Source organism: Pararobbsia alpina (genome assembly GCF_965118125.1).
GTDB lineage: Bacteria > Pseudomonadota > Gammaproteobacteria > Burkholderiales > Burkholderiaceae > Pararobbsia > Pararobbsia alpina_A.
In genome coordinates, this window is record NZ_OZ221287.1 from 4,049,710 (window position 1) to 4,065,157 (window position 15,448).

Sequence of the window (15,448 nt, forward strand, 5' to 3'; positions counted from 1 at the left end):
ACGCAACCCAAGCTCACGCCACACGCTCGGCCCTTCCTTGATGCAAGTACTGCGGTCAGACGCCCGAATTGCGGCGCCTGAAAACACACTGCCTGGAAAACCCATTGCGTCCGGTGCGACGGATGTCGGGGACGCCAACCAATCAGACGATGTCCGGAACGCGCTGGCGAGGATCAGGAGCAGTCCTGTCGGGAGCCAACCCGGGTGCCAGACGCCTTCCGGAACGAGGGGGGAGAATTCGACTTGAAAACACTATATGTAGTGCCCCGCCCGTCTGTGTGCACAAAGTATAGTGTCGTCCGTGTGCGGTTCCAAACAAAAAATTTGGCCGTCCACGCTTGACATTCGCACAGGCCGAACTGGCTTGGGATCGCACGGATGTATGTCAAAAAAATGACCATCTCAACCGGCCGGGCAATACCGTCGAAGACGCTTTGCCGGCGCGGATCCCGATCGATATGCACCTCCAACGCGTGCATATCGATGCCCGTGTGCGTCGATCAACGCACGTCGAGCTGGTCTGCTCCGAGGTAGGGAAAATACTCAGCGGGCAACGCAAGCATGCGACGCAGTCGCCGCCATTCGAAATGCGGTCCCGGGTCGGTCTTGCGACCCGGCGCGATATCCGAATGCCCCGCCACCGCCGCGAGCGCATAGCGCTCGATCAGCGCGGACGCGAGGTTCGCGAGGGGCGCGTATTGTGCATCATCGAAGGGCTGTTCGTCACTGCCTTCGAGCTCGATGCCGATCGAATAATCATTGCAGCGATCCCGGCCGAAAAACGTCGAGACGCCTGCATGCCATGCGCGGTCGTTGCATGACACGAACTGCACCACCGTGCCGTCGCGCCGGATCAAAAAGTGGGACGACACGCGGACATTGCGGATCTGCGCGTAGAACGGATGAGCGTCCCAGTCGAGACGATTCTGGAAGAACTCGATGACCGCCTGCCCGTTGAACTGCCCCGGTGGCAAGCTGATGTTGTGCAGCACGAGCAGGCTTGGCGCGACGCCTTCAGGGCGCGCGTCGAAATTTGGCGAGGGCTCGCGGATCGCGTGCGCGTACCAGCCAGCGTCGTCGACGGCCGTCTTCACCGGCCGTCACCGCTCTGCGCAACGCGCACGGCATAGTCGTGCGCGTGCCGCGGATGGCAGAAATGCAGTCCACCCGACGAGGTCGCTTCCGATACCGGAAGGTGCGTGTCGCAGAATGCGCATCGCACCATCGGCTCGGGCAAAGCGGCCTGCGCAGGCTTGCCCTTCGAAAAAGGCGAGCCGCCGGCCGACCGCGCGCTACCTGCATCGGTCGTGCCCGATGCGCGTGAGCCTGCCGATCGCGCGGAGCCCGTCTGTTGCGAGCGCGAGCCCGGCATGCGCTGGCGGTGCAGATTGCGCCACCACCAGTTGGCGATCAGGCCGATCAGGATCAGAAGAATGAATCGCGACATGCGAGGTTCCTAAACGACGGGGCGGTGCAGCAGCACCTCGAGCACGAAACGGCTACCCACGTACGCGAGCAGCAGCGCGACGAACGAGGCCAGCACCCAGCGCAACGCCGTGCGTCCGCGCCATCCGTAAAACGTGCGGCCCGTCAGCACACCGCCGAACATGACCCACGACAGGAGCGCGAAGACGGTCTTGTGATCGAAACGCAGCGGCTGATGGAACAGCTGCTCACTAAAGAGAATGCCCGAGGCGAGCGCGAGCGTCAGCACCGCGAACCCGGCCCAGATCAGACGGAACAGCAACTTCTCGAGCGTCAGCAGCGGCGGCAGCGCGTCGAGCCAGTTGCTGGCCCAGTGATCCACTGACGGATCGCGCGTTGCCGCGCGCAATGCCGCGCGGCTGTCGGGACGGGCGAGACTCACGCGCGCACTGCGCACCGTGTGCAGGCGACGCTCGACGAGCAACATCAATGCTGCATGGGCAGCCGCGAGCGCGAGCAATCCATATGCGACATTCGCAACGAGGAAATGCAGCTTGAACAGAACGTCCGCCGAATACGGCAGGACCTTGACGCCGCCGAACATGAGCGGCAGGAGCGAGGCAACAAACGCGACGGGCAACGCCAGCATGCGCAGGCCGTCGAGCGGAAAGAACAGGCTCTCGATCCAGTAGATCAGCACGCCGAGCCACAACATCGCCGAGAGTGCGAAGGCGAAGCCATAGACCATTTCGCCTTCAGGGAAAATCGTGAGTTCGAGCAGTGCACCGTGGGTGACGAGCGCCGCCGCGAGCAGCCCGCGATCGCGCGGCGAAAGACTCTGCGGCGCGACACCGAGCACGTCGCCCGGCACGTCTGCGAAGCGCAGGCGCGAACGCCACGCCGACGCGGAGAGCGTGCCGTAAAGGAGAGCGGTCAGTGCATACAGTACAATAATCATGTTTGAAGTTTACACCAAGGTCCCGCCGCCCCGAGGGGTACACCCGGCCGCTTCGCGCGCCGGACGCTGCTCCCCGAATGCTCCGCGTCCGAGATTCGGACGCATCGCCCATCCGGCGGCCCGGCCAATGAATATCCCTGCGCCACTATGCTCGACAATCTGACTCAACGGATGGCGCGCGTCGTCAAGACGCTGCGCGGCGAAGCCCGCCTGACCGAGGCGAACACCCAGGACATGCTGCGCGAAGTGCGTCTCGCCCTGCTCGAGGCCGACGTCGCGTTGCCCGTCGTGCGCGAGTTCGTCGCCAAGGTCAAGGAAAAGGCGCTCGGCGAAGAAGTCATCGCGAGCCTCACGCCAGGCCAGGCCCTCGTCTCGGTCGTTCAACGCGAGTTGACCGCGGTCATCGGCGGCGACTACGAAGGCAAGGCGGCCGAACTCAATTTCGCGGTCGCGCCCCCCGCCATCATTCTGATGGCCGGTCTTCAGGGCGCGGGTAAGACGACGACCGTCGGCAAGCTCGCCAAATTGCTGCGCGAAAAGCAGAAGAAGAAAGTGCTGACGGTGTCGTGCGACGTTTACCGTCCCGCGGCTATCGCACAGCTGAAGACCGTGACCGAACAGGTCGGCGCCGATTTCTTCCCGTCGCAACCCGATCAGAAGCCTGTCGATATCGCACTCGCTGCGCTCGACTGGGCGAAGAAGCACTATCACGATGTGCTGATCGTCGACACGGCCGGCCGGCTCGGTATCGACGAAGCGATGATGAAGGAAATCGCCGCGCTGCACACGGCGATCAAGCCTGCCGAGACGTTGTTCGTCGTCGACGCGATGCTCGGTCAGGATGCCGTCAACACCGCGAAGGCGTTCAACGACACGCTGCCGCTGACGGGCGTCGTGCTGACCAAGCTCGACGGTGATTCGCGCGGCGGTGCGGCGCTCTCCGTACGCCACGTCACGGGCAAGCCGATCAAGTTCGTCGGTGTCGGCGAAAAGCTCGACGGGCTTGAAGTCTTCTATCCGGACCGGATGGCAAACCGGATCCTCGGCATGGGCGACATTCTCGCGCTCGTCGAGGAAGCACAGCGCGGCGTCGACGTCGAAGCCGCACAGAAGCTCGCGACCAAGGTCAAGAAGGGCGGCGATTTCGACCTCAACGATTTCCGCGCGCAGCTGTCGCAAATGAAGAAGATGGGCGGGCTCGGCTCGCTGCTCGACAAACTGCCCGCACAGTTCCAGCAAGCGGCGGGCAATGCGGATATGAACCAGGCCGAGAAGCAGATGCGCCGCATGGAAGGCATCATCAATTCGATGACTGCGGCCGAACGCTCGAAGCCCGATCTCATCAAGGCAAGCCGCAAGCGCCGCATCGCGGCCGGCGCCGGCGTTCAGGTGCAGGAAGTCAACCGGATGCTCGCGCAGTTCGAACAGATGCGCGGCATGATGAAAAAGCTCAAGGGCGGCAATCTCGCAAAGATGATGCGCGGCATGAAGGGCATGATGCCCGGCATGCGTTGAGCCAAGCCCTACTAATATAGATACACCCGAAAACCCACCGACCACGCCGATGAATCGCGAAGAAGCCCTCGAACTGTTCAAGACCTCGGAAGAGATCGTGTCCGCGACTGATGTCGAGGCATCGATTCGCCGGATGGCCACCGAGATTCGCGCCGAGCTCGGCGATTCGTTTCCGCTGTTGCTCTCGGTGATGGGTGGCGCGGCCGTATTCACGGGCATGCTGCTGCCCCACCTCGATTTTCCGCTCGAGTTCGACTACGTGCACCTCACGCGATATCACAACACGACGCAGGGCGGCGATATGCACTGGCGCGTCGCGCCGGGTGAGTCGGTCAAGGATCGCACCGTGCTCGTGATCGACGACATCCTCGATGAAGGTCAGACAATGGCTGCGATTCGCGACCGGATCGTCGCCATGGGTGCGAAGACCTTCAAGTCGGCCGTGCTCTGCGAAAAGATGATTCCGCAGTCGAAGCCACTGCGTCCGGACTTCTGCGGTTTCGAAGTCCCCGATCGTTATGTGTTCGGTTGCGGGATGGATGTGAAGGGATATTGGCGCAATCTGCCGGCGATCCGTGCGTTGACGGTGCCGCGATAAGCTGGCGCTCGCGAAACGAAAAGGGCTGCAGTTCACACTGCAGCCCTTTGTCATTGGCGCTCGCTGATCGGTCTTATCCGCCCGTCGATAGCTGCCGCACAAAAATCCGGATGCCTTCGAGCAGCATATCGACCGAGATCGCGATCAGCACGAGACCCATCAGCCGTTCGAGTGCCGCCACCGCGCGCTCACCGAGCCAGTTCTGAATCTGATCCGATGCAAGCAGCACGACCCCGCTGATCAGCATGGTCACGGTCAGCGCGGCGAGCCACTCGAAGCGCTTGTCCGGCGCCTGCGACGCGAGCAGCATCACCGTCGCGATCGCCGACGGTCCCGCGATGGCTGGAATCGCCAGCGGCACGATCAAGGGCTCGGCCTGTGACGGCCCTCCGCCCAACGCGCCATCGGGATGCGGAAACACCATGCGCAGCGCGATCAGAAACAACACAATGCCCCCGCCGATGCGCATCGACAGATCGCTCAGGTGCATCGCCTGCAGGAACTGCCGGCCGCCAAGCATGAACGCGACCAGAATCCCGAATGCGATCGCGACTTCTCGAATGATGACCGTCGGCCGGCGCTTGACCGGCACACGCTTGAGCGCGTTGATGAAGATCGGAATATTGCCGATCGGATCCGTGATCAGCACCAGCAGGATCGTCGCGGACAGGAAGTTGTATTCCATGAGGCAGCCTTCATTGAGGCGCTGTATTCAGCGGAACGGATGCATGCGAGATGCGCGCGCACGCACAAAGTAAAAGGACTCGTCCCGCAAGGGCCGAGTCCTACTCTCATACCGCTTGCGAGTCGAGTCAGCCGATTATCGACCGAGCGCCGCGTTCACGCGTTGGGTCACATGACCGACGGCATCCGATGCCGGCAGCAGCGTCGGCTCCGCGTCGCGGCGGCCCTGATATTCGACCTTGCCTTCCTTGAGGCCGCGGTCGCCGACGACGAGCCGGTGCGGCACGCCGATCAGTTCCCAGTCGGCGAACATCACACCCGGGCGCTCGCCGCGATCGTCGACGATCACGTCGATACCTGCTGCGAGCAACTCCGCGTAGAGACGATCCGTCTCGGCGCGCACGGCTTCGCTGCGGTCATAGCCCATCGGGCATACGACCACTTCAAACGGTGCAATCGCTTCGGGCCAGATGATCCCGCGCGCATCGAAGTTCTGTTCGATCGCAGCGCCGAGCACGCGCGTGATCCCGATGCCGTAGCAACCCATGACCATCGGTTGCGGCTTGCCCGACTCATCGAGGTACGTCGCATTCATCGCATCCGAATACTTCGTGCCAAGCTGGAACACCTGACCGACTTCAATACCGCGGCAGATCTCGAGCACGCCCTTGCCGTCCGGCGAAGGATCACCCGACACGACTTCACGGATATCGGCGACGACTTCAGCCTCGGGCAGATCACGGCCCCAGTTCACACCGGTGATGTGGAAATCCACCTCGTTCGCACCGACGACGAAGTCGCTCATGTTCGCGACGGTCTGGTCGGCGATGACCATCACCGGCTTCTTCGTGCCGATCGGGCCCAGATAGCCCGGCGGCGTGCCGAACGTGTCGATGATTTCCTTTTCGGTCGCCATGCGCGCGTCGCCGAGGCCCGGGAGCTTCGTGACCTTGACTTCATTGATCGCGTGATCGCCGCGCACCAGCAGCAGCACGATCTTCGGCTCGCGGTCGGCGACATCGATCGCCATCACGACGGATTTGATCGTCTGCTCGAGCGGGATGCCGAGCAGTGCCGCGACGTCTTCGCACTTGGCCTTGCCCGGCGTCGGCGTCTTCGTCATCGCTTGCGTCGCGTTGCCGCGCGTTGCGATCAGCGACACCGCTTCAGCCGCTTCGATGTTCGCTGCGTAGTCGGACGTCGGGCAATAGACGATCTCGTCTTCGCCCGTATCGGCGATCACCTGGAATTCATGCGAACCCGTGCCGCCGATCGAACCGTTGTCAGCTGCGACCGCGCGGAACTCGAGGCCCATGCGGCTGAACACGGCCGTGTAGGCGTCGTACATCTTCTGGTACGTGACCTTGAGACCGTCGACGTCCTTGTCGAACGAATACGCGTCCTTCATGATGAATTCGCGGCCACGCATCACACCGAAGCGCGGACGAATCTCGTCGCGGAACTTCGTCTGGATCTGATAGAAGTTGACCGGCATCTGGCGATAACTCTTGATCTCGCGACGCGCGATGTCGGTGATGACCTCCTCGTGCGTCGGCCCGATCACGAACTCGCGATCGTGACGATCCTTCAGACGCAGCAACTCGGGACCATACTTGGCCCAGCGTCCCGACTCCTGCCAGAGCTCGGCCGGCTGAACCGCCGGCATCAGCAATTCGAGTGCCCCTGCCTTTTCCATCTCCTCGCGCACGATCTTCTCGACCTTGCGAATCGAGCGCAGCCCCAGTGGCATGTAGTCGTAGATACCGCCTGCGACGCGGCGGATCATGCCCGCGCGAACCATCAACTGGTGACTGACGATCTCAGCATCGGCAGGCGCTTCCTTGAGCGTGCCGATAAAAAAACGCGATGCTTTCATTCAGGGGGTTCCAAAAAGACGAGAGCGCCGCATACCGCCGGTCCTGGGCCATTCGGCCAGCTCGGCGGGGCGTCGTCCCTCAAACGGTGCGCGGCGCCCGTTATCTGTTTATAATCAAAGCAATTTTAAAGGATTCGAAGGTGGTTGTATGCTGGATCGTGAAGGCTTTCGCCCGAACGTCGGCATCATCCTCTTGAACGCGCGCAACGAAGTGTTTTGGGGCAAAAGGCTACGCGAGCATTCGTGGCAGTTTCCGCAAGGTGGCATCAAGTTCGGCGAGAACCCGATGCAGGCGATGTACCGGGAGTTGCACGAAGAAACGGGCCTGATGCCCCAACACGTCAAAGTGCTCGGTCGCACGCGCGACTGGCTGCGTTATGAGGTGCCCGACAAGTTTATCAAGCGCGAGGTACGCGGCCACTATCGTGGGCAGAAACAGATCTGGTTTTTGCTCCGGATGGTAGGCCGGGATTGTGACATCTGCTTGCGTGCCACTGACCATCCCGAGTTCGATGCGTGGCGATGGAATGAATACTGGGTGCCGCTCGATGCGGTGATCGAGTTCAAGCGGGATGTGTATCAGCTGGCGCTTTCGGAGTTGTCGCGCTTTTTGAGGCGTCCGAACGGACAGGTAGGCGGTCCGTGCGATGCGCCTGCGCGTCGGCGCGAGGCTTCACCTGCGCCGCGTCCGGTGCCGAGGCCCGTGTCACGGCCGTCTCAGCCTGGGCCGCAAGCGGGTGCGAGCACCGTTGGTTCGGCGCGCGACGTCGAGGATGTCGGCATCCTGCATTCGAGCTTGTCGCTACCGCCTCACGGGTGAGGTCGAGCGCGAGCTAACGACTGCCTTTCTCCGGGTTCGGGTCAGGATGACCGAACCCGTGGCAAACTCACAGGTCTGAGTGTCGTGCGGCGCGCCCGCGTTTCGCGCGCCGACGAAGCCTATCGATCCATCCCGACCCCGGACATCACCGACGAGACAGCGTTTTGACGCGCTGTCCGCCCTGGATTTGAAGATCTTGAACTTCTCTCGCCTGCCCCAACGCGCACTTCGCGCGAGTCTCCTTGCGTCGCTGACTTGCCTGGCCCTCTCGCCGGCGTTCGTGGCCGCCGGCCCCAACGACGGCACCACGCCCGGCATGAACGGCCCGGCCAGCAATGCTTCCACATCCGGCGGCGACCAAAGCACCTTCGAGTACCTGTTCGATCGCAAATCGGTATTCGTCGAAGACAAGGACGTCACACCGCCGCCGCTTCCCGATTACGACAAATTACTGCCGTTCGAAGTCTCGAAGGGCACCACCCTCACCTTCGCCATCGATCCCAAATCGTTGTCGATCGGTAAGGACGGCGTGGTCCGGTACACCGTGGTGATCACCAGCCCGGCCGGCGCGCGTAACGTCAGATACGAAGGCATTCGCTGCGGCGACGGCCAGCAATGGAAGCTGTATGACGCGATCGACGAGGACGGCACCGCATGGGACACCGACACGTCGACGGACTGGGAAAGGATTCAGTACAACTCGCTCAACGCGTATCAGAACACGCTGGCGAAGGACTATTTCTGCGACTTCTCGACCATCGCGGGCGACGCCAAGACGATCGTCGATAACATCCGGTACAAGAAGACACTCACCGATCAGCGTGTACGTTGAGACGGTGAAGAGTCTGGGCGGCGGAGCAATGCACTCACGCGACGTCTGCCCAAAGCATTGATCGTAGTCGCAGCACGCCGCTCACCACCGATTCGCGATGGCGGGCGGCTCACACGCTGGCACTGCGCGCGTCAAACAATGACCAGATTGTCGCGGTGGATGAGTTCCGGTTCGAGCATATAGCCGAGCACGCCTTCGATCTCCGCACTCGGCTTGCGCTGAATCATGCGTGCCTCAGTGCTGCCGTAGTTCGTCAGACCGCGCGCGACTTCACGTCCTTGCGCATTGACGCAGGCGATGACCTCCCCACGCGCGAAGACACCTTGCACATCGACGACACCGATCGGCAGCAAGCTCTTGCCCTCCGAGGACACCTTGGCGCACGCGCCGTCGTCGATGACGACACGACCACGCACCTGAAGATGATCGGCCATCCATTGCTTGCGCGCGGCGAGACGCGCCATGCGTGCGACCAGCTGCGTGCCGATCGCTTCACCTGAAGCAAGACGCACGAGCACGTCGGGCTCGCGGCCACTTGCGATCACCGTGTTCGCACCGCTGTGTGCGGCGCGTTTCGCCGCGATGATCTTCGTGAGCATGCCGCCGCGGCCGACACTCGTGCCGGCGCCACCTGCCATTGCCTCGAGTTCAGGATCCCCCGCGACCGCCTCACTGACGAATTGCGCATTCGGGTCCTTGCGCGGATCGGCCGTATAGAGACCGCGCTGGTCGGTCAGGATGATCAGTGCGTCGCCCTCGATGAGATTCGCGACCAACGCGCCGAGCGTGTCGTTATCGCCGAATTTGATTTCATCGGTGATGACGGTGTCGTTCTCGTTGATGATCGGCACGACAGACAAACGCAGCAAGGTCAGCAGCGTCGACCGTGCGTTGAGATAACGTTCACGATCGGCAAGATCGGCGTGGGTCAGCAGGATCTGAGCGGTGCGGATACCGCGCTCGGCAAAACGGCTTTCGTAGACTTGCGCGAGTCCCATTTGACCGACGGCGGCCGCAGCCTGAAGTTCGTCGATCTCGCGCGGGCGCTTGACCCACCCGAGTCGTTGCATCCCTTCAGCAATGGCACCCGAGCTGACGAGCACGACCTCTTTGCCCCGCTTGCGCAGTTCGGCAATCTGCTGCGCCCATCGACCGATGGCCTCATGGTCGAGTCCGCGTCCATCATTGGTTACCAGACTCGAACCGACTTTAACGACGAGCCGCTTGGCATCGGCTATCACCGACCGCATGTTTGCCCCACCTGATTGGCGAATGTTGTGAAATCGGCCGCCACATCAATGTGGCCCGGGCCGGAATGCGCGCAGTTGCCCGTCGTCGCGCTGTTAGCTCGCGTCGCGCAGCAGCATGCCATCGGAGGGGTAGACCGGTGGCGCAATGGACCGGACATCGGTGGATGACGCGTCCGGAATGGCGAGGATGCCATGCGAAGGGGCTGCTTGTGCAGCCCCGGACGCGTGTAACGTGAAATTATTTGCGAGCGGGGCGAGCGGCGTCTCGCTGCGTTGCGACGGTCGGGCCGATGCGACGCAAGAAAGCCCCGCTACGCTGCCTGCTCTGCTTACTCGGCCTCGCCTGACTGCACGTCGGAAGCTTGCGCACGCGTATTCGACGCGCTTTCGCGGAATCGCGGATCTGCCGCGAGTTCTTCGGCTTCGGCTGCCTGGCCGGCTGCGCCGTGCTTGGCCAGATAGTCGAAGATCGCGTACGTCAGCGCTTCGCACCCTTGGCCCGTGAGTGCCGAGATTTCGAAGATCGGCCCCTTCCACTTGAACCGCTTGACGAAGTCCGCGACGCGCTTCTTCCGCGTGTCTTCATCGAGCATGTCGAGCTTGTTGAGCACCAGCCAGCGCGGCTTGTCGTGCAACGCCTCGTCGTACTTAGCGAGTTCATTGACGATGGCCTTGGCTTCGGCGACCGGGTCGGTCTCTTCGTCGAACGGCGCCAGGTCAACAAGATGCAGGAGCAGGCCGGTACGCTGGAGGTGGCGCAAGAACTGGTGACCCAGGCCCGCGCCTTCGGCCGCACCTTCGATCAGGCCGGGAATATCGGCGATCACGAAGCTCTGGCTCGGCCCGACGCGCACGACACCGAGGTTCGGTGCGAGCGTCGTGAACGGGTAGTCCGCGATCTTCGGCTTGGCGTTCGACACCGACGAAATAAAGGTCGACTTACCGGCATTGGGCATGCCGAGCAGACCGACGTCGGCGAGCACCTTGAGCTCGAGCTTGACCATGCGGCGCTGACCGGGCTTGCCGTCCGTCTTCTGGCGCGGCGCGCGGTTCGTGCTCGACTTGAAGTGAAGATTGCCGAGCCCGCCCTGACCGCCTTCGGCAAGCGTGACTTCCTGATTGTGCTCGGTCAGGTCGGCGATCAGCTCACCGGTGTCCATATCGGTGATGATCGTGCCGACCGGCATACGCAACGTCACGTCGTCGCCGCCCTTGCCGTAGCAATCGGCGCCGCGACCGTTCTCACCATTGCGCGCGAGATGCTTCTTCGCGTAGCGATAGTCGATCAGCGTGTTGATATTGCGGTCCGCGATCGCGAACACGCTGCCGCCACGTCCGCCATCGCCGCCGTCGGGGCCGCCGAACGGCACGAACTTCTCACGCCGCATCGACGCACTGCCATTGCCGCCGTCGCCGGCGATCACTTCGATGCGGGCTTCGTCTATGAATTTCATGCTGCTTCTCTCAAAGCGCCTGGTGCAGCGGCCGTCGACGTGCGAGACCGCTCTACCAGACGCTCAACAATAAAGGGGTACAACCGATGTTCGCCGCAACGGCTCGCCTGAGCCAGACGACGCGTGACAACAACACGCGGCAGGAACATGCGAACGATCGCGCAGACACGTGCATCACTACACACTAGTGCACGAACGCGCGCAGAAACAAAAAAGGCCCCGCTGAAAGGCGGGGCCTTCGTGGCCAGGGCGGACAAAGCCGCTCTGCGGCTCGGTCGAGCGCTGGGGTCGATCAGATCATGACGGGCTTCGCCTCGATCATCATCTGCGACACGCGCCCGATTCCGATTTACTCCGCAGCGACCGGGACGACGTTGACGAATTGCTTCTTCGCCGCGCCCTTGATCGTGAATTCCACGTGGCCGTCAGCCAGTGCGTACAAGGTGTGATCCTTGCCCAGACCGACGTTGTTGCCTGCGTGCATACGCGTACCGCGTTGGCGAACGATGATGCCGCCAGCCAGGATTGCCTGACCGCCGTACACCTTCACGCCAAGGCGTTTCGACTCGGAGTCGCGGCCGTTACGGGACGAGCCGCCTGCTTTTTTGTGTGCCATTGATGTGCTCCTTGGCCCTTAGGCGTTGATCGCTTCGATGCGCACTTCAGTGTAGTTCTGGCGGTGGCCAGCACGCTTCTGATAGTGCTTACGACGACGCATCTTGAAGATCTTCACTTTGTCGTGACGACCTTGGGAGATCACGGTAGCCTTGACCGAAGCCCCGCTAACCAGGGGTGCGCCGAACGTGATCGACTCACCTTCGCCGACTGCCAGCACCTGGTCAAGCGTGATTTCTGCGCCAATGTCTGCCGGTATCTGTTCTATTTTCAGTTTTTCGCCAGCAGCAACCTTGTATTGCTTGCCGCCGGTTTTTATGACCGCGTACATTGTTGAACCTCACTCGAATTCATTCTTTCCCCCGCACCACGCGGAGAAACGATTGATTATACAGAAGTTTTGCCTGCGGTCAAAGGCAACGTACAAAGGACTTGCCGACGGTCCGGCCATGCACCCGACGCGCGCTTGCCAGCGCGGCGGCCATCTGGTTTCGCGCAAGTCTGTCCGCCTCGCGCGGCCGATGCGACGGGAATACAGCGGTTCAGTCTATAATCGCCCGGTTATTCAACAAGACTTTCGGTACCTGCGTTGACCGCCACGACCTCCGCTACAAGCCTCCTCGCACCCATCGCCGAAGATATGGAACAGGTAAACCGGGTCATCCGGAAGCGCCTGGCGTCGGAGGTTGTCCTGATCAACCAGATCTCCGAATACATCATCGGTGCGGGAGGCAAGCGCCTGCGCCCCGCGCTGCTGCTCATCGTTGCACGCGCGCTCGGCGACACGGGCCCGCACCGCCATGAGCTCGCGGCCGTCATCGAATTCATTCACACCGCGACGCTGCTGCACGACGACGTGGTCGATGAATCGGCCCTGCGGCGTGGCAAGCAAACGGCCAATGCCCTGTTCGGCAACGCCGCGAGCGTGCTGGTCGGCGACTTTCTGTACTCGCGTGCATTTCAGATGATGGTGGGCGTCGATTCGATGCGCGTCATGCAGATCCTGTCCGACGCGACGAACATCATCTCCGAAGGGGAAGTCCTGCAGCTGTTGAACATGCACGACCCCGACGTCGACGAAGCGCGGTACATGCAGGTCATCCGCTACAAGACCGCCAAGCTGTTCGAGGCCGCCGCCGAACTCGGCGCCGTGCTCGCCGGCGCGGCACCCGCCGAAGAAGCTGCTGCCGCTGAATACGGCCGCCACATCGGCGCGGCATTCCAGATCATGGATGATTGGCTCGACTACACGGGCACGCCGGAATCGATGGGCAAGAACGCCGGCGACGACCTGCGCGAGGGCAAGCCGACGCTGCCCCTGATCTGGCTGATGCAGCATGGCAACGCCGAAGAACGCACGCTGGCGCGCGAAGCGATCGAACAAGGCGGCACCGATCGATTCGATACGATCTTCTCGGCGATCACGCGTTCGGGCGCGCTCGACTACACGCTGCAATGCGCGGAACGCGAAGCGCGCGCGGCCTTCGACGCGATTGTTCGATTTCCCGATTCCATTTATAAAGAAAGCCTGCTAGACTTATGTTCTTACTCGACGTCACGTTCTTCCTGACGCGGCAACGAGGAAATCAATTCGGGGTGTAGCTTAGCCTGGTAGAGCGCTACGTTCGGGACGTAGAGGCCGGAGGTTCGAATCCTCTCACCCCGACCAGAATTCGCAGTAAGTAAAAAGACCGCACCTTGTCGTGCGGTTTTTTTATTTGTGCTCTTCGAACGAGCGTCGACAACGGTAACGGTGATCGGACGTGACGCCGAGGTGATCGCAACAGCGTTCGCCGCAATGTCGACGCTTCTTTCCAGGTCTCCGAATCACCCCCTCGATCACGCAGCAAGCCCGAAACGCCCCGCCCGGCGGTGTGCAAAAACGGTCTGCTATAGTGTCCCCAACTCCCTCTCCATTGATCCCGACGCGTGGAATCGCTTCCCTTATGGGCGCAGGCAGGGCTTGTCGCTATCCTCCTGTTGCTGTCCGGTTTCTTCTCGATCTCTGAAACCGCGATGATGGCGCTCAATCGCCATCGTCTCAAACACCTCGCACAAAAAGGCGTCGTCGGCGCCAAGAACACACAGGGTCTGCTCGCACGGACCGAAGATCTGCTCAGCGCAGTGCTGATCGGCAACAACCTGATCAACACGCTGATCCCGGTGCTCACGACGTCGCTTGCCCTGCATACGTTCGGCAACAACAACGTCGTGCTGTCGATCACGACGGGTGCTGTCGCGTTCCTGATCATCGTGTTTGCTGAAATCACGCCGAAGATCGTCGGTGCGACGTATCCGGAAAAGATCGCGCTGCCCGCGAGCTTCATCATCGCGCCGCTGATGCGCGCGATGCGGCCCATCATCTGGTTCGTCAATCTGTTCGCGACCGGCATCCTGCGGCTGCTGCGGATCAATACGCGCAATGCGAACAATGCGCGCATGACGACCGAAGAGCTGCGCAGCATCGTCGTCGAATCGGGCAGCTTCATGCCGACGAAGCACCGAAGCATTCTGCTCAACCTGTTCGAACTCGAAAACATCACCGTCGACGACGTGATGGTGCCGCGCCCTCGCATCGAAGCGATCGACCTGACGGCGTCGCTCGATCAGATCGTCCGGCAACTCGAGACGTGCTATCACAACAAGATCGTCGTCTACGAGACGGACATCGATCGCGTGCTGGGCGTGCTCCATGTTCGCAAGACGCTGGCGGCACTGCATCACCATGAAGAACTCGACCGTGAGACGCTGCGCGAATTGCTCGCCGAACCATACTTTGTCCCGTCCGGCACCCCTGTTTTCCAGCAGCTCCAGTTCTTCCAGGAGAACCGGCAGCGCATCGGTCTGATCGTGAATGAATACGGCGAAGTTCAGGGGCTCGTGACGCCGGAAGACATCATCGAGGAATTGATCGGCGAGTTCACGACGTCGATCCCGCGTTCGGCGAACACGCGCGCCGGCTGGAATGCGAGCGGCGAATGCATCGTCGCGGGGGCCATGCCGCTTCGCGAGCTCAATCGATGGCTCGGGCTCAAGTTGCCCGTCGACGGCCCGAAGACACTCAATGGGCTGATTCTCGAAATCCTCGAAGAGATTCCCGAAGGGGATGTCGCACTCAAGATCGGCGACTGCCGGCTCGAGGTCATGCAGATCGACAACCAGGCGGTGAAGACGGTCAAACTGTTCAAACCGCCCGTGGCTCGCGCTCGAGCTTGAAGCCTGGTTTCAGGGCCGCGACTGTCGTCACTTAGGGCTCGGAGGTTTGCGCCTACGTTTGGGCTTGGGCTTGGGCTTGGGCTTGGGCTTGGGCTTGGGCTTGGGCTTGGGCTTGGGCTTGGGCTTGGGCTTGGGCTTGCATGAGCGGACGCGCTGGAGCGTCCCATCGCCGAGACAATTGATGGATGGTGCGCCCATTCACTGG

At 61.9% G+C, this 15,448-nt stretch carries 16 protein-coding genes and 1 tRNA gene; 7 read left to right on the forward strand and 10 right to left on the reverse strand.

The window, feature by feature from the left end; genetic code table 11:
* Positions 1-500: 500 nt before the first annotated feature.
* The 3 genes from ampD to ACMFWR_RS17455 are packed head-to-tail and all read right to left on the reverse strand — an operon-like array spanning position 501 to position 2,383.
* Positions 501-1,094, reverse strand: a complete 594-nt coding sequence (gene ampD / locus ACMFWR_RS17445) for a 1,6-anhydro-N-acetylmuramyl-L-alanine amidase AmpD (protein WP_413192848.1) — start codon at positions 1,092-1,094, stop codon at positions 501-503.
* Positions 1,091-1,447 carry a PP0621 family protein gene (locus ACMFWR_RS17450; protein WP_413192849.1) on the reverse strand — a complete coding sequence of 119 codons (357 nt, stop codon included), beginning with the start codon at positions 1,445-1,447 and terminating at the stop codon, positions 1,091-1,093. Before ACMFWR_RS17450 ends, ampD begins: the two co-directional genes overlap by 4 nt.
* A 9-nt stretch (positions 1,448-1,456) precedes the next feature.
* Positions 1,457-2,383 (reverse strand): inner membrane protein YpjD, encoded by a 927-nt coding sequence (locus ACMFWR_RS17455; protein WP_413192850.1) that lies wholly within the window; start codon positions 2,381-2,383, stop codon positions 1,457-1,459.
* A 147-nt stretch (positions 2,384-2,530) separates the two neighbouring features.
* On the opposite strand from ACMFWR_RS17455, the gene ffh reads away from it, so the two are divergent.
* Both ffh and ACMFWR_RS17465 read left to right on the forward strand, forming a co-directional pair.
* The gene (gene ffh / locus ACMFWR_RS17460; protein ID WP_413192851.1) at positions 2,531-3,898 is read left to right on the forward strand and encodes a signal recognition particle protein; all 1,368 of its coding nucleotides are present in this window, start codon (positions 2,531-2,533) and stop codon (positions 3,896-3,898) included.
* Positions 3,899-3,947: 49 nt separating this feature from the next.
* Positions 3,948-4,496 (forward strand): hypoxanthine-guanine phosphoribosyltransferase, encoded by a 549-nt coding sequence (locus ACMFWR_RS17465; RefSeq protein WP_413192852.1) that lies wholly within the window; start codon positions 3,948-3,950, stop codon positions 4,494-4,496.
* Positions 4,497-4,569: 73 nt separating this feature from the next.
* On the opposite strand, the gene ACMFWR_RS17470 is transcribed toward ACMFWR_RS17465, so the two are convergent.
* The gene (locus tag ACMFWR_RS17470; RefSeq protein WP_413192853.1) at positions 4,570-5,181 is read right to left on the reverse strand and encodes a MarC family protein; all 612 of its coding nucleotides are present in this window, start codon (positions 5,179-5,181) and stop codon (positions 4,570-4,572) included.
* 135 nt (positions 5,182-5,316) lie between these two features.
* The gene (locus ACMFWR_RS17475; RefSeq protein ID WP_413192854.1) at positions 5,317-7,056 is read right to left on the reverse strand and encodes a proline--tRNA ligase; all 1,740 of its coding nucleotides are present in this window, start codon (positions 7,054-7,056) and stop codon (positions 5,317-5,319) included.
* Positions 7,057-7,204: 148 nt separating this feature from the next.
* On the opposite strand from ACMFWR_RS17475, the gene ACMFWR_RS17480 reads away from it, so the two are divergent.
* A complete protein-coding gene (locus tag ACMFWR_RS17480) occupies positions 7,205-7,876 on the forward strand; it encodes an RNA pyrophosphohydrolase (RefSeq protein WP_413194945.1) in 672 nt (223 codons plus the stop codon).
* A gap of 196 nt (positions 7,877-8,072) precedes the next feature.
* Positions 8,073-8,708: a CNP1-like family protein gene (locus ACMFWR_RS17485; RefSeq protein ID WP_413192855.1), complete on the forward strand. Its 636-nt coding sequence runs from the start codon at positions 8,073-8,075 to the stop codon at positions 8,706-8,708.
* A gap of 131 nt (positions 8,709-8,839) precedes the next feature.
* Here ACMFWR_RS17485 and proB read toward each other — a convergent pair whose 3' ends face one another.
* The 4 genes from proB to rplU form a co-directional block, all read right to left on the reverse strand.
* Positions 8,840-9,958, reverse strand: coding sequence for a glutamate 5-kinase (proB, locus tag ACMFWR_RS17490; protein ID WP_413192856.1), 1,119 nt, complete (start codon positions 9,956-9,958; stop codon positions 8,840-8,842).
* Positions 9,959-10,287: 329 nt separating this feature from the next.
* Entirely contained in the window at positions 10,288-11,412 is a 1,125-nt protein-coding gene (gene obgE / locus ACMFWR_RS17495; RefSeq protein WP_413192857.1) for a GTPase ObgE, read from the reverse strand.
* A 349-nt stretch (positions 11,413-11,761) separates the two neighbouring features.
* Entirely contained in the window at positions 11,762-12,028 is a 267-nt protein-coding gene (rpmA, locus tag ACMFWR_RS17500) for a 50S ribosomal protein L27 (RefSeq protein ID WP_413192858.1), read from the reverse strand.
* An 18-nt stretch (positions 12,029-12,046) separates the two neighbouring features.
* The gene (gene rplU, locus ACMFWR_RS17505; protein ID WP_413192859.1) at positions 12,047-12,358 is read right to left on the reverse strand and encodes a 50S ribosomal protein L21; all 312 of its coding nucleotides are present in this window, start codon (positions 12,356-12,358) and stop codon (positions 12,047-12,049) included.
* Positions 12,359-12,667: 309 nt separating this feature from the next.
* On the opposite strand from rplU, the gene ACMFWR_RS17510 reads away from it, so the two are divergent.
* The 3 genes from ACMFWR_RS17510 to ACMFWR_RS17520 all read left to right on the forward strand — a co-directional run bounded on the left by ACMFWR_RS17510 (position 12,668) and on the right by ACMFWR_RS17520 (position 15,243).
* A complete protein-coding gene (locus ACMFWR_RS17510) occupies positions 12,668-13,597 on the forward strand; it encodes a polyprenyl synthetase family protein (protein WP_413192860.1) in 930 nt (309 codons plus the stop codon).
* A gap of 22 nt (positions 13,598-13,619) precedes the next feature.
* Positions 13,620-13,696, forward strand: a tRNA-Pro gene (locus ACMFWR_RS17515).
* Between the two features lie 260 nt (positions 13,697-13,956).
* Positions 13,957-15,243, forward strand: coding sequence for an HlyC/CorC family transporter (locus ACMFWR_RS17520; RefSeq protein WP_413192861.1), 1,287 nt, complete (start codon positions 13,957-13,959; stop codon positions 15,241-15,243).
* Between the two features lie 27 nt (positions 15,244-15,270).
* Here the strand turns inward: ACMFWR_RS17520 and ACMFWR_RS17525 are convergent, their stop codons facing one another.
* Positions 15,271-15,441 carry a hypothetical protein gene (locus tag ACMFWR_RS17525; protein WP_413192862.1) on the reverse strand — a complete coding sequence of 57 codons (171 nt, stop codon included), beginning with the start codon at positions 15,439-15,441 and terminating at the stop codon, positions 15,271-15,273.
* Between the last annotated feature and the right edge of the window lie 7 nt (positions 15,442-15,448).

Coding starts and splice junctions, on each gene's coding strand:
- ACMFWR_RS17450 (WP_413192849.1), bottom strand. CDS start 1,447: ATGTCGCGATTCATTCTTCTGATCCTGATCGGCCTGATCGCCAACTGG.
- ACMFWR_RS17455 (WP_413192850.1), bottom strand. CDS start 2,383: ATGATTATTGTACTGTATGCACTGACCGCTCTCCTTTACGGCACGCTC.
- ffh (WP_413192851.1), top strand. CDS start 2,531: ATGCTCGACAATCTGACTCAACGGATGGCGCGCGTCGTCAAGACGCTG.
- ACMFWR_RS17465 (WP_413192852.1), top strand. CDS start 3,948: ATGAATCGCGAAGAAGCCCTCGAACTGTTCAAGACCTCGGAAGAGATC.
- ACMFWR_RS17470 (WP_413192853.1), bottom strand. CDS start 5,181: ATGGAATACAACTTCCTGTCCGCGACGATCCTGCTGGTGCTGATCACG.
- ACMFWR_RS17475 (WP_413192854.1), bottom strand. CDS start 7,056: ATGAAAGCATCGCGTTTTTTTATCGGCACGCTCAAGGAAGCGCCTGCC.
- ACMFWR_RS17480 (WP_413194945.1), top strand. CDS start 7,205: ATGCTGGATCGTGAAGGCTTTCGCCCGAACGTCGGCATCATCCTCTTG.
- proB (WP_413192856.1), bottom strand. CDS start 9,958: ATGCGGTCGGTGATAGCCGATGCCAAGCGGCTCGTCGTTAAAGTCGGT.
- obgE (WP_413192857.1), bottom strand. CDS start 11,412: ATGAAATTCATAGACGAAGCCCGCATCGAAGTGATCGCCGGCGACGGC.
- rpmA (WP_413192858.1), bottom strand. CDS start 12,028: ATGGCACACAAAAAAGCAGGCGGCTCGTCCCGTAACGGCCGCGACTCC.
- rplU (WP_413192859.1), bottom strand. CDS start 12,358: ATGTACGCGGTCATAAAAACCGGCGGCAAGCAATACAAGGTTGCTGCT.
- ACMFWR_RS17510 (WP_413192860.1), top strand. CDS start 12,668: ATGGAACAGGTAAACCGGGTCATCCGGAAGCGCCTGGCGTCGGAGGTT.
- ACMFWR_RS17525 (WP_413192862.1), bottom strand. CDS start 15,441: ATGGGCGCACCATCCATCAATTGTCTCGGCGATGGGACGCTCCAGCGC.